This is a genomic window from Sphingomonas sanguinis, assembly GCF_019297835.1.
GTDB lineage: Bacteria > Pseudomonadota > Alphaproteobacteria > Sphingomonadales > Sphingomonadaceae > Sphingomonas > Sphingomonas sanguinis_D.
Genome location: NZ_CP079203.1, coordinates 1,094,504 through 1,105,967, shown reverse-complemented (window position 1 = coordinate 1,105,967; position 11,464 = coordinate 1,094,504). Strand labels below are relative to the sequence as shown.

General features: G+C 65.8%; 18 protein-coding genes. 5 read left to right on the top strand and 13 right to left on the bottom strand.

Going from position 1 to position 11,464, the window contains the following annotated elements; all coding sequences use genetic code 11:
• The first annotated feature begins 103 nt into the window (after positions 1-103).
• Both KV697_RS04855 and KV697_RS04850 read left to right on the top strand, forming a co-directional pair.
• Positions 104-643, top strand: coding sequence for a J domain-containing protein (locus KV697_RS04855; RefSeq protein WP_056434533.1), 540 nt, complete (start codon positions 104-106; stop codon positions 641-643).
• Positions 640-936 carry a (2Fe-2S) ferredoxin domain-containing protein gene (locus KV697_RS04850; protein WP_219020324.1) on the top strand — a complete coding sequence of 99 codons (297 nt, stop codon included), beginning with the start codon at positions 640-642 and terminating at the stop codon, positions 934-936. Before KV697_RS04855 ends, KV697_RS04850 begins: the two co-directional genes overlap by 4 nt.
• Positions 937-1,155: 219 nt before the next feature.
• Here KV697_RS04850 and KV697_RS04845 read toward each other — a convergent pair whose 3' ends face one another.
• The 9 genes from KV697_RS04845 to KV697_RS04805 all read right to left on the bottom strand — a co-directional run bounded on the left by KV697_RS04845 (position 1,156) and on the right by KV697_RS04805 (position 4,377).
• Positions 1,156-1,557, bottom strand: a complete 402-nt coding sequence (locus KV697_RS04845) for a SufE family protein (RefSeq protein ID WP_219020323.1) — start codon at positions 1,555-1,557, stop codon at positions 1,156-1,158.
• A gap of 99 nt (positions 1,558-1,656) precedes the next feature.
• Entirely contained in the window at positions 1,657-1,896 is a 240-nt protein-coding gene (locus KV697_RS04840; protein ID WP_219020322.1) for a hypothetical protein, read from the bottom strand.
• Positions 1,897-1,929: 33 nt separating this feature from the next.
• A complete protein-coding gene (locus tag KV697_RS04835) occupies positions 1,930-2,169 on the bottom strand; it encodes a hypothetical protein (protein WP_056434531.1) in 240 nt (79 codons plus the stop codon).
• Positions 2,170-2,215: 46 nt separating this feature from the next.
• Positions 2,216-2,503, bottom strand: coding sequence for a hypothetical protein (locus KV697_RS04830; protein WP_219020321.1), 288 nt, complete (start codon positions 2,501-2,503; stop codon positions 2,216-2,218).
• Between the two features lie 12 nt (positions 2,504-2,515).
• Complete coding sequence (locus KV697_RS04825) at positions 2,516-2,812, bottom strand: hypothetical protein (RefSeq protein ID WP_219020320.1); 297 nt, start codon at positions 2,810-2,812, stop codon at positions 2,516-2,518.
• Positions 2,813-2,853: 41 nt separating this feature from the next.
• Positions 2,854-3,237 (bottom strand): envelope stress response membrane protein PspC, encoded by a 384-nt coding sequence (gene pspC, locus KV697_RS04820; protein ID WP_056433939.1) that lies wholly within the window; start codon positions 3,235-3,237, stop codon positions 2,854-2,856.
• 1 nt (position 3,238) lies between these two features.
• Positions 3,239-3,529 carry an envelope stress response membrane protein PspB gene (pspB, locus tag KV697_RS04815; RefSeq protein ID WP_219020319.1) on the bottom strand — a complete coding sequence of 97 codons (291 nt, stop codon included), beginning with the start codon at positions 3,527-3,529 and terminating at the stop codon, positions 3,239-3,241.
• Between the two features lies 1 nt (position 3,530).
• Positions 3,531-4,199, bottom strand: coding sequence for a phage shock protein PspA (gene pspA / locus KV697_RS04810; RefSeq protein ID WP_007404037.1), 669 nt, complete (start codon positions 4,197-4,199; stop codon positions 3,531-3,533).
• Positions 4,200-4,230: 31 nt separating this feature from the next.
• On the bottom strand, positions 4,231-4,377 hold the full coding sequence (locus KV697_RS04805) for a hypothetical protein (protein ID WP_219020318.1): 147 nt from the start codon (positions 4,375-4,377) through the stop codon (positions 4,231-4,233).
• 176 nt (positions 4,378-4,553) lie between these two features.
• Here KV697_RS04805 and pspF point away from each other — a divergent pair, with 176 nt between their 5' ends.
• Both pspF and KV697_RS04795 read left to right on the top strand, forming a co-directional pair.
• Complete coding sequence (pspF, locus tag KV697_RS04800; protein ID WP_219020317.1) at positions 4,554-5,600, top strand: phage shock protein operon transcriptional activator; 1,047 nt, start codon at positions 4,554-4,556, stop codon at positions 5,598-5,600.
• 66 nt (positions 5,601-5,666) lie between these two features.
• Entirely contained in the window at positions 5,667-6,278 is a 612-nt protein-coding gene (locus KV697_RS04795) for a superoxide dismutase (RefSeq protein ID WP_219020316.1), read from the top strand.
• Between the two features lie 191 nt (positions 6,279-6,469).
• Here the strand turns inward: KV697_RS04795 and KV697_RS04790 are convergent, their stop codons facing one another.
• From KV697_RS04790 to mtaB, 3 genes are read right to left on the bottom strand one after another with little or no spacing between them, the layout of a single operon-like run.
• Positions 6,470-7,087, bottom strand: coding sequence for a septation protein A (locus KV697_RS04790; RefSeq protein ID WP_219020315.1), 618 nt, complete (start codon positions 7,085-7,087; stop codon positions 6,470-6,472).
• On the bottom strand, positions 7,084-8,019 hold the full coding sequence (gene ftsY, locus KV697_RS04785) for a signal recognition particle-docking protein FtsY (protein ID WP_219020314.1): 936 nt from the start codon (positions 8,017-8,019) through the stop codon (positions 7,084-7,086). The genes KV697_RS04790 and ftsY overlap by 4 nt, the downstream gene beginning before the upstream one ends.
• Complete coding sequence (gene mtaB / locus KV697_RS04780; protein WP_219020313.1) at positions 8,016-9,260, bottom strand: tRNA (N(6)-L-threonylcarbamoyladenosine(37)-C(2))-methylthiotransferase MtaB; 1,245 nt, start codon at positions 9,258-9,260, stop codon at positions 8,016-8,018. The genes ftsY and mtaB overlap by 4 nt, the downstream gene beginning before the upstream one ends.
• Here mtaB and KV697_RS04775 point away from each other — a divergent pair.
• Complete coding sequence (locus tag KV697_RS04775; protein ID WP_219020312.1) at positions 9,259-9,834, top strand: DUF924 family protein; 576 nt, start codon at positions 9,259-9,261, stop codon at positions 9,832-9,834. The genes mtaB and KV697_RS04775 overlap by 2 nt on opposite strands.
• Here KV697_RS04775 and KV697_RS04770 read toward each other — a convergent pair.
• Positions 9,809-11,350 carry a putative bifunctional diguanylate cyclase/phosphodiesterase gene (locus KV697_RS04770; RefSeq protein ID WP_219020311.1) on the bottom strand — a complete coding sequence of 514 codons (1,542 nt, stop codon included), beginning with the start codon at positions 11,348-11,350 and terminating at the stop codon, positions 9,809-9,811. The two genes, KV697_RS04775 and KV697_RS04770, sit on opposite strands and share 26 nt — an antisense overlap.
• Positions 11,351-11,464 lie beyond the last annotated feature (114 nt).

The window sequence follows — 11,464 nt, the reverse complement described above, 5'->3', positions numbered from 1 at the left end:
AACCATTGTCGGTCAAGCATTTCAAAGGGGTATTCGACGGCGCTCCCGCGTAAAGCGCGGCCTCCGCGCTTGCACCGGCGCGCAAGTTGCTTAAATCGACCGCGTGGCGCGTTCTTCTACCCGATCCAACGACTGGGGCTTCCCCCGCTGGCGCAGCTATGGCGCGTCGCGGGAGGCCAAGCCCGTGCGCATCTGCGACCGGCATGGCTGCGACCAACCAGGAAATTGCCCGGCCCCCAAGTCCCCCAACAGCCCCGACCGCTGGTATTTCTGCGAGGCGCATGCCGCCGAGTATAATCGTGGTTGGGACTATTTTCAGGGCCTCAGTGCTGAGGAAGCCGCCGCGCGCGAAGCCTCGGAACGGCAGACCAGCGCAGGCTATGCCCAGTCCAAGCACCAGGCCTGGGCCGGGCCGGGCGACGGCAGCCGATCGCGCGACGAGATGCGTGCACTGGACGCGCTGGGGCTGGAGCCGGATGCCGAGTTCGACCTGATCCGCGCGACCTGGCGCGGCCTCGCCAAGGCGAACCATCCCGATATCCGCCCCAACGACCCCGAGGCGGCGACCAAGTTCCAGCAGGTACAGGCAGCCTACGAAGTCCTGCGCGCCGCCGAGGAACGTCGCAGCTGGAAGCCCGAATGATCCGCCGCGCCAAGGCGGAATGGGAAGCGACGGTCCTGGTCTGCGGCAAGTGCTCGAAAAAGGTCGGCGGCGGTTTTGGGCCGAAGGGCAAGACCCCGCTCGCGAAGGCGCTCAAGCGGATTTTCGGCAAGGGGCGCAAGGCGTCGGTCGGGGTCGTGGAGACCAAGTGCCTGGGGCTGTGCCCGAAGAATGCGGTGACCCTGGTCGATGGGCGCAGGCCGGGCGAATGGCTGGTGGTGACGCCGGACGAGGATGTCGAGGCGATCGCGGCGCGGTTGGGGCGGGGGAGTTAGGGGTTTAGCGGGGGCTCGGTGAGACACCGTTGCCCTCCCCCATCCCCTCCCGCTTGCGGGAGGGGAGCGCTCAGAGGCGCGGGCAGGTTCCTTTATCGATCGTTAAAACCGGGACAGGCGCTTGTGGAGCGGGCTCAGGACTGCCACGTAACACGCCCCTCCCGCAGGCGGGAGGGGATGGGGGAGGGCAGGTGTCTCACCGAGCCCGCCGCCGCCCAATCAATACCGCCCAGCCGTCTCCCGGATCAGCGCGATCATGTTGGGAATCCCCTGCGTCCGGTTGGAACTCAACTGGTTCCGCAAATCGAACGGCGCCAGTTCGCCCTCGATATCCGTCGCGAGTATCTCGGCAGGCGTCTTGTCCTGCACCGTCTTGAGCACGAGCGCGATGATCCCCTTGGTGATCGCCGCGTTCGAATCCGCCAGAAAGTGCAGCCCCGCGCCGTCGCTTTTGGTCGGATAGACCCAGACCGAGGCCGAACACCCCCGCACCAGCGTCGCGTCGGTCTTCAGCGCCTCGGGCATTGGCTCCAACGCACGACCCAGATCGATCAGCAGGCGATAGCGATCGTCAGCGTCAAGAAATTCATATTCGTCGCGGATTTCGGCAAGGTCGGACATGGCTTGGTCCGCTACTCCGTGCATCGGCTCGCGACAAGCCGTGGGTCGGCCGTGATCGGGGCGGGGGAGGGCCATTCCCCCGTCATCCCCCGCAGGGCGTCAGAGATCGACGCCGGCGGCGATGGCTTCGAGCTTGCGGATGCGCTCCTTCAGGTCGGCCATCTCGATCCGCGACGCAGCTGAGGCGGCGGGCGGGTAGGGATTGTCGTGGCTACGCTCGAACTCGCGGTTCTTCAGCTGCAACCAGCCGCGCCAGCCTGCCAGACCGGCGGTGACGATCATCGCCAGACCCGCCAAGCCGGCGGTCGCGATCACGATGTAGAGATTGGTGTCGGTCATGATCCGGGCTCCCTGTCCGTATCAATGGTTGGCTTAACGGTCGCGCAGCCGCTCGATCTCGCGATCGAGATCGATGCTCTTGCGTTCGTCGGTGATGACGCGCTCCAGAACCTGGATACGCTCCTTGAGCTGCTGCACCTCGGCCCGCAGTGCCTGGGTGTCGCGGGAGGCATCTCCGCGCAGATGCTCGACCATGTCGAGGCCGGGCGAACGGCGATGCTTGGCCTTGAAGATGCTGGCGACCATCACGATCGCGACGATCAGAACGGTCATGAACTGTCCGCCGGACATAGCGGTAACTCCCCTCTAAAATCTTATGTCAGTGTTCGATGCGGGCGGGCGCTTCGCCGCCGATGCGCAGGGCATCGATCTCGTCGCTGAGCGCCAGGCCGCGATCGGTGATGATCCGCTCCAGCACCCGGACTCGCTGTTCCAGCTTTTCGGTCTGTGCCGCATATTGCGCGGCTTTTTCGGCAACCATCGAGGCTTCGGTGGCCAGCTGCTTTTCGCGAAGGGCGAACCAGGGCTTCAGAAAGACGCCACCGATAATGGCGACCAGGCCGCAACTGATGCCCATGATGGGGATCAGGATAGCGATATTGTTCATCTTGCCTCTCCCTCAGCGATCGCGCAGCGCGTCGATTTCGCGCGCGGTCCGCTCGGCGGGGTCGGTGGCGATCCGCTCCAGCACCGCGATCCGCTCTTCCAGTCGAGAGACCTGGCCGACCAGCTTGTGGTTCTCGGCGGTCAGCAGTTCGACCTTGCGGCCATCGGCGATGTCGCTCTTGTGCGTCATCCCGCCCCAGTCATTTTCCAGGCTGTAACCGTGCTTCGCACGGATCCAGGTCGTGACGACCCAACCGATCGTCGACATTGCGATGATCGCCAGGACGAAACCCGGTCCTCCCCAAGCCATAATCCATACTCCCATAGGATAGTTGATGTGTCAGCGCGGTCTCAGCGCAGGCTGTCGATCTCGTCGGCGAGCTGACGGTTGCGGCTGGTATAATGCAGTTCGATATCGGCCAGGCGACGGTCGAGATCGCGGAACTTCGAGCGGACCTCGGCGGTCGAGCGGCGCGGATTGCTGCGCACGCCCTGCCAGAACTTGGCATCCTCGTCCGACTGGTAGAGGCCGATCGGCTTGGCGGTCGCCATCCAGGCGATCAGCATATAGGCGAGCGGGACCCAGGGCATGCCGACCCCGGTCAGGGTAAGCAGGACCGCGGCGACGCGGACCCACATCACATCGACGCCGGTATAGTCGGCGATGCCGGAGCAGACGCCCTTGAACTTGGCATTCTGCTTGTCGAGGTAGAAATTGGTGCGGCTGGCGGTCATCTCAATTCCTCCGATCGAGGCTATAGTCGGTCTGGCCCAGGCGCGGTTCGGGGCGCCAATCGGACTGAAGACCGGGTTTGAAGTTGGGATTGTCGGCGGCGACGATCCGTTCGACGGTGTTGACCCGGTCCTCCAGGCGACGCGCGAGGAGGTGCAACTCGTCGAGCAGCTGCTCGTCCTCATGGGTGATCTTGGGCGCCTGCTTCCACTTCGTCATATAGTGCAGGATCAGCCAGGGCAGCGCGATGAAGATCGTGGTGATCGCGATGCCGGGAGTGACGATATCCTCCATCTCACTCCCCCTTGTTCAGGCGCGCCTTGAGCGCAGCGAGTTCGGCGTCGACCCGGTCCGAGGCGCGCAGTTCGGCGATCTCGTCCTCGAGCGTCTTGGGGTTCGCGCCCAAGCCCAGCGCTTCCGCGCGACCCTCGGCCTCGTCCACCTTGCGCTCCAGCACGTCGAAGCGGCTGAACGCGTCGTGCGTCTTCGGGCCGTTCCACATCTCGCGGAGGCGATAGCGGTTGTTGGCGCTTTCCAGACGGGTCTGGACCGCATTCTGCTTGGTCCGCGCCTCGCGCAGCTTGTTCTGCAGCTTGGCGATGTCCTCTTCCGACGCGCGCAGCGCATCGTCGAGCACCTGGACTTCGGCCTTCAGCTGGTCGGCCATGTCGGCGGCCTTCTGACGCTCGATCAGCGCGGCCTTGGCGAGGTCTTCGCGGTCCTTCGACAGCGCCAGCTCGGCCTTTTCGGTCCAGCTGTCCTGAAGCTGGTCCAGCTTCATGATGTGGCGGCGGATTTCCTTCTGATCGGCGATCGTGCGGGCGGCAGAGGCGCGCACCTCGACAAGCGTTTCCTCCATTTCGAGGATGATCATGCGGATCATCTTCGCGGGGTCTTCCGCCTTGTCCAGCAGGTCGGCGAAGTTGGCGGCGACGATGTCGCGGGTGCGGGAGAAAATGCCCATCGGATACTCCTTGATGGCGGCTATTCGGGGATTATGCGGTCGGTGCCTCGATCGCCGCAACCGAAGTCTGTGCAGGAGCGACATGCGCGGGGGCGAGGGCGCCCAGCAGGCAGGTGGCGCTCATGACGACGGTGCAGGCGATGGCGGCGATCTGGCGGGTGATGTCGGTGGCGAACATGGTGGAAACTCCCTGAATTCTTTTGTTTCGGTCCGCTCGTCGGCGGGATGCCAGAAGCATTGCAGGAGCCGTGCCAGTTTCAAAAATGGCGGAAATCCAAGGGTTTCTGTAATAGTTGCGGGAAAACAACGATTGCACTCTTGCCAAGCGTTGGGAAAATCCGCCACCTGTTGGGAATGGAGCGAACGAGTCAGGTCATTGGCCAGTCGGGGGCCTTTCTGGATGCGCTGGAACGGGCCAGTCGCGCCGCCGCGCTCGACCGTCCCGTGCTGGTCATCGGCGAACGCGGGACCGGCAAGGAGCTGGTCGCCGAACGCCTCCATCGCCTGAGCGGACGCTGGGACCAGCCTTTGGTCATCATGAACTGCGCCGCGTTGCCGGAGACGCTGATCGAGGCCGAACTCTTCGGGCATGAGGCTGGCGCCTTTACCGGGGCGACCAAGGCGCGGGCGGGGCGGTTCGAGGAGGCGAGCGGCGGTACGCTATTTCTCGACGAACTGGGCACGCTATCGATGGCGGCGCAGGACCGGCTGCTGCGCGCGGTCGAATATGGCGAGGTCACGCGGATCGGATCGTCACGGCCCCTGCGGGTCGATGTGCGTATCGTGGCGGCGACCAACGAGCATCTGCCCGACAAGGTCGCCGCGCATCAGTTTCGCGCCGATCTGCTCGACCGACTGTGCTTCGAGGTGGTCACACTGCCGCCGCTTCGCGCGCGCAAGAGCGATATCATGGTGCTGGCCAATCATTTCGGGCGGCGCATGGCCGCCGAGATCGGCTGGAACGAGTGGCCCGGTTTCGGGGCGGCGGCGACCGATGCGCTGATGGAGCATCGCTGGCCCGGCAATGTCCGCGAACTGCGCAACGTCGTCGAGCGTGCCGTCTATCGCTGGGATCGCGAGGGGCCGGTCGATGCGATCGAGATCGACCCGTTCCGCTCGCCCTATCGCCCGCAGGGTCAGTCGCCCGCCGCCGCGCGGAACGAGCAGGGGAGTGCGCCGGCCTCCGCCGAGCCGGTGAGCGACGGCGACGAGGTGGCGGCCTGCGATGTAGGCCCGTCCGACTTCAAATCGCGCGTCGCGCGCTTCGAGCGCGAGCTGCTGACCAAGGCGCTGGCTGACAACCGCTTCAACCAGCGGACCACGGCCGAGGCGCTAGGGCTTTCATACGACCAGCTTCGTCATGCGCTTCGTCGCCATGATCTGATCGGAACGGTTGCGTAACCGCGTTCGGGGAGCCATTTGAGGCGCCCGGCGTTGCCACAGGCAAACCCCAAAGGAGCAATCACGATGGCTTTCGAACTGCCGCCCCTTCCGTACGACTATGACGCGCTGGAGCCGGTCATCTCCAAGGAGACGATGACCTTCCACCACGACAAGCATCACGCCGCCTACACCAACAAGCTGAACGAGGCGGTTGCCGCGGACTCGTCGCTTCAGGGCAAGTCGATCGAGGACATCCTGGCGAACATCTCGTCGGCACCCGCCGCCGTCCGCAACAATGGCGGCGGCTTCTGGAACCATGACTTCTTCTGGAAGATCATGACCAAGCCCGGCACGACCCAGCCCTCGGGCAAGCTGGCCGAGGCGATCGAGGCGTTCGGTGGTCTCGACAAGCTGAAGGAAGAGTTCAACACCAAGGGCGCGGGCCAGTTCGGTTCGGGCTGGGCCTGGGTGATCGCGGATGCCGAGGGCAAGCTGAAGGTCACCTCGACCCCGAACCAGGACAACCCCCTGATGGACGTCGTCGCCGACAAGGGCACGCCGATCCTGGGCAACGACGTGTGGGAGCACGCCTATTACCTGACCTACATGAACGACCGCCCGGGCTATCTGAAGGCCTGGTGGGACGTCGTGAACTGGGACGAGGCCGGTCGCCGGTATGAGGCGGCGGTGGCGTAATTTCGCGATCCGTTTCGGATAAGGGAAAGGGCGGCTCCACTGGGGCCGTCCTTTTTTCGATCCTCCCCGGCACGGGGAGGTGGCAGGCCGAAGGCCTGACGGAGGGGGGCTTCAGCAAGGGATGACCTTTGCCGCACGCCCCCTCCACCACCGCTTCGCGGCGGTCCCCCTCCCCGTGCCGGGGAGGATTGTTATTCGACCGGCGGTTCGTCGACCTTGGCGGCATCCGCATTCAGCCCGTGCTTCAACAGCATCGGAATATTCGCGATCGCAAAGCCGATGGTCAGCGGCATCGCGCCCCACAGCTTGAAGCCGACCCAGAAATCCCAGGTCGAATTGCGCCACACCGCTTCGTTCAGCACCGCCATGAAGGCGAAGAAACAGGCCCAGTTGCGCGTCAGCTTGCGCCAGCCCAGCTCGGTCAGCCCCGGATAGACATTGCCCAGCACCATCTGGATCAGCGGCCGCCCGGTCGCCAGCCCGAAGAACAGCAGCGCCGAGAACATGGCATAGACGATGGTCGGCTTCATCTTGATGAAGCGTTCGTCGTGGAAATAGAGGGTCAGGCCGCCGAACACGACGACGAGGATGCCCGACATCCACAGCATCGGCGAGATGCGGCCCAGCTTCACCTTGCTGACGATCATCGCCACCACGGTCGCCGCCATGAACACACCCGTCGCCACCAGCACACGGGTCAGCGGGCCGATCGGGGCGAGGAAATTGACCGCGAAGAACAGGACCAGCGGGCCATATTCGATGCCCGCCTTCAGGCCGGGACCGGCTTCGGTCTTGGGGGCGGTGCTCACTTCCGGCCTCCCTCGATGCCCGCGATGATCCGGCTGACTTCGTTGGCGTCGAAGGGACGCAGGTCGGTCATGCCTTCGCCGACGCCGATGGCGTGGATGGGCAGGCCGTATTTCTCCGCCGCCGCGACCAGCACGCCGCCGCGCGCCGTGCCGTCCAGCTTGGTCATGACCAGCCCGGTGACACCCGCCACGTCCTTGAACACCTCGATCTGGTTGAGCGCGTTCTGGCCGGTGGTCGCGTCGAGGACCAGCAGGATGTCATGCGGCGCCTCGGGGTTCAGGCGGCCGAGGACGCGGCGGATCTTGGACAGTTCGTCCATCAGCTCGCGCTTGTTCTGGAGGCGCCCGGCGGTGTCGACGATCAGCACGTCGATGCCGGTCGCGGTCGCCTGCTTCACCGCCTCATAGACGATGCCTGCCGCGTCGCCGCCTTCCTTGCCCGACACGATCGGCACGCCGACCCGCTCGGCCCAGGTGGCGAGCTGGCCGATGGCGGCGGCGCGGAACGTGTCGCCCGCCGCCAGCATCACGCCGTAATCCTGCTCCATGAACAGATGCGCCAGCTTGGCGATGGTCGTCGTCTTACCCGATCCATTGACGCCGATGACCAGGATCACCTGCGGCCGGGGAAAGGCGTCGATCTCCAGCGGGGTCGCCACCTTGGCGAGCGCCTTCTCTACCTCCTCAGCGACGACCAGGCGGATGCCCAGCTCCTCCATGTTCCGCTCGAAGCTGCCCTCGGACAGCCGGGTGCGGATATGGCCCGCCGTCTCCGGGCCGAGGTCGGAGGCGATCAGCGCCTCCTCGATCTCGTCCAGCGTGCCCTCGTCGAGCCGCGCGGTGCCGAGCCCCGCCAGATTGCCGACCAGCCGGTCGGAGGTGCGACGGAAACCGCCGAGCAGCTTTTCGTGCCAGGAGGAGGAAGAACTCATGCCAAGTGTCCGATCAGATGGGTTTCGGTCGCCGCCGTGACCCGAACGCGGGCGATACGGCCCGGTTCGACGGCAGGGGAAAAATGAATGTCGGCAAAGTCGGGCGCATGGCCGCGCGTGCCGGGTCGCTCGACCAGCACGTCGCGGGTCTGGCCGATTTGTGCCGCCAGCCAGTCGCGACGGCGGCGCGCGGCGGCCTCGCGAAGCTTCGCTGCCCTCTCGCGGCGGAGGGGGTGGGGCACCTGCGGCATCCGGGCGGCGGGGGTGCCGTCGCGCGCCGAATAGGGAAAGATATGCGCGTGGACGATATGGGCGTCGTCGATCAGCGCCAGCGTGTCCGCCGCCATCGCCTCGTCTTCGGTCGGAAAGCCTGCGATCAGGTCCGCGCCGATCGCGATCTCGGGTCGGGCAGTCAACAAGCGCTCGACGATGGCGACCGACTGGGCGCGGCTATGGCGGCGCTTCATCCGCTTGAGGATCAGGTCGTTGCCCGCCTGGAGCGATAGGTGGAGGTGCGGCATCACCCGTGCCTCGCCCGTCACCAGTTCGAACAGTCTGTCGTCGATCTCGATCGAGTCGAGCGAGGATAGTCGCAGCCGGGGCAGGGCAGGGACATGGGTCAGGATACGCTCGACCAGCAGGCCCAGGCTGGGCTGGCCGGGCAGGTCGTGGCCATAGCTGGTCAGATCGACGCCGGTCAGCACCACTTCGCGGTGGCCCAGCTCGACCGCGCGCGCGATGCGTTCGATTACGAGACCGGCAGGCACCGAGCGGCTCGGCCCGCGCCCCGTGGGAATAATGCAGAAGGTGCAACTATGGTCGCAGCCATTCTGAACCTCGACGAACGCTCGTGCATGGCCCGCAAAGGCCGACGCCAGATGCGGCGCGGTCTCGACCACGCGCGACATATCGGTGACCAGCATCGGCTCGGCCGAGGCCCAGCTTTCGGGGCGCAGCTTGTCGACATTGCCCAGCACGCGCGCGACCTCGGGCATGGCGGCGAAGCTGGCCGGGTCGATCTGCGCGGCGCACCCCGTCACGACGATCTGCGCATCGGGGCGCGCCTTGGCCGCGCGGCGGATCGCGGCGCGGGTCTGTTTCACCGCCTCGTTGGTAACGGCGCAGCTGTTGACGACGACCATGTCCTCCCGCCCGGCGGCGAGCGCGCGGATCGTTTCGCTCTCGGCGATGTTGAGGCGACAGCCCAGACTGATAATCTCGGGGCCAGGGAGGGACGACATGACCGCCGATCTAGGGATGGATGAACGACGTGTCCACGCGGAGACGCAGGACATTCTAGACTTCTGGTTCGGTTTGCCGCCCGAAAAGCATTTCGCCAAGGACGATGCCCTGGATCGAGTGATCGCCGAGCGGTTCGGGACCTTGCGCGATCAGGTGCTGGCGACTGAGGCGATCGGGTGGCGCGACGATCCTTATACGCTGCTGGCGGCCGTCCTGCTGCTCGACCAGTTCTCACGCAACCTGCACCGGGGCTCGGCGCAAGCCTATGCCGCCGATCCGCTGGCGCTCGACCTCTGCCTGACCGCGATCGACGCGGGGTGGGAGGAGCATTATCCGCCCGAGCGCCTGGCCTTTGTCTATATGCCGTTGATGCATGCCGAGTCGCGCGCAATGCAGGATTTGAGCGTAGCCAAATTCGCCGAACTGGGGCGTGAGGAAAACCTCTCCTTCGCCCGCGACCATCGCGCGGTCATCCGGCTTTACGGCCGTTATCCCAGCCGCAATGCTGCACTGGGCCGCGCCTCGACCGAGGCGGAGCGCGACTATCTCAGCCAGCCAGACGCGGGGTGGTGACGGGGGCGGCGGTGATGCCCGCCAGCAGGCGCTTTTCGGCCAGCAACTGACGCACCTGCGCCAGATCGAGCGGCGGGCCGTAGAGCGAGCCTTGCCCGTGCGAGCAACCGATGTCGCGCAGCCGCGTCTCGATATCCAGGTCGCGCACGCCCTTGGCCGCGATCGGCAGGTGCAGGCTGTCGCCCAGATTGACGATCGCGGTGACGATCGCGCAGCAATCCGGGTCGGCGGCCATGTTCCGAATGAAGTTGGGATCGATCCGCACCCGGTCGAAGGGTAGGGCGCGCAAATGGGCGAGGCTGGAATAGCCGCGCCCGAACGCATCCAGCGCCAGTGCGATGCCCTGATTCTTCAAGCTGATGACGATCGACTGCGCCAGCGCCAGATTGGCGAACAGCGCATTCTCGGTAATTTCGATTTCCAGCCGATGCGCGGGAAAGCCGCATTCGGTCAGCGTCTTGATGACCTTCTGCGCCAGCCACGCATCCTGGAATTGCGACGCGGCCAGCGGGATCGACAGCGTGATCGACGGGTCCCAGTCGCGCGCTGCCGCCATCGCCTGCCGCATCAACGACAGCGAAACCTCGCCCGACAGGCCGCAGGCTTCGGCGACCGGCATGAAGCGCTCGGCGGTCATCGCGCCCAAGCTGGGATGGTCCCAATGGCCCGACACCTCGAACCCGGTCAGCCGCGCGGTGCCCAGATCGACCTGCGCCTCGAAGCGGGGCTGGATGTCGCCATGCGTCAGGGCGTGGCGCAGGTCGGTGATGATGGCATTGCGCTCGGCCATCGCCTCTTCCATCGCGGGGGCGAACCAGAGCGGCTTGCCGTCGCTGCGCGCCTTGGCGGCGATCAGCGCGAGGTCAGCCTGGCGGACCAGTCGGTCGATCGTCGCGCTGCCGTCGTCGATGCGGGTCAGCGCAATGGCGGCGCGCGGCGTCAGTTCCTGCTCGACCAGCCGCACCGGCTGGCCGAGTCGCACCGCCAGCCGTTCGGCCAGCCGCTCTACCCGGTCGCGTCCGCGCGGGTCGAAGGGGATGAGGCAGCCGAAGCAATCGCCCTCGAACCGCGCGACGATCGCCTCGGACGGGGCCTCGTCGCGGATGATCTTGGCGACATGACGCAGCAGCAGGTCGCCCGCCTCATGACCCAGCGATCCGGCGATGGCGCGGAAACGGTCGATATCGACCAGCATCAGCGCGATGCCGCGATGGCGGCGCTGCACACTCTCGATCATTTCCTGTCCCGCGTCATGGAAATAACGGCGGTTGGTCAGTCCGGTCAGCGGATCGATCTGCTCGGCATCCGGCGAACGGGCGTGCGACGCGGGCATCCGCCAATGGACGATGATCGCGGCGAGCGCGGTCGCGGAAAGTATGATCTTGGCGGGGAAATCCAGCCCGAGCTGGATCAGGACGATCGCGACCGCCAGCAGCAAAACGCCGCCCGTCACCGCCACGCCCGAAAAGCGAGCGGAAGCAGGGGTGTTGGCAGCAATGGGGCGCGACCCGGACATGGCATAGCGGTCGCATGTCAGGTGTGTACAATAAGTTAACGTGGGCCGCCGATCGGGTCCGATCGCGCATGACTTGCGCCGGTCCGCCTTTTCCCATAAGAGCGCACCCAAGTT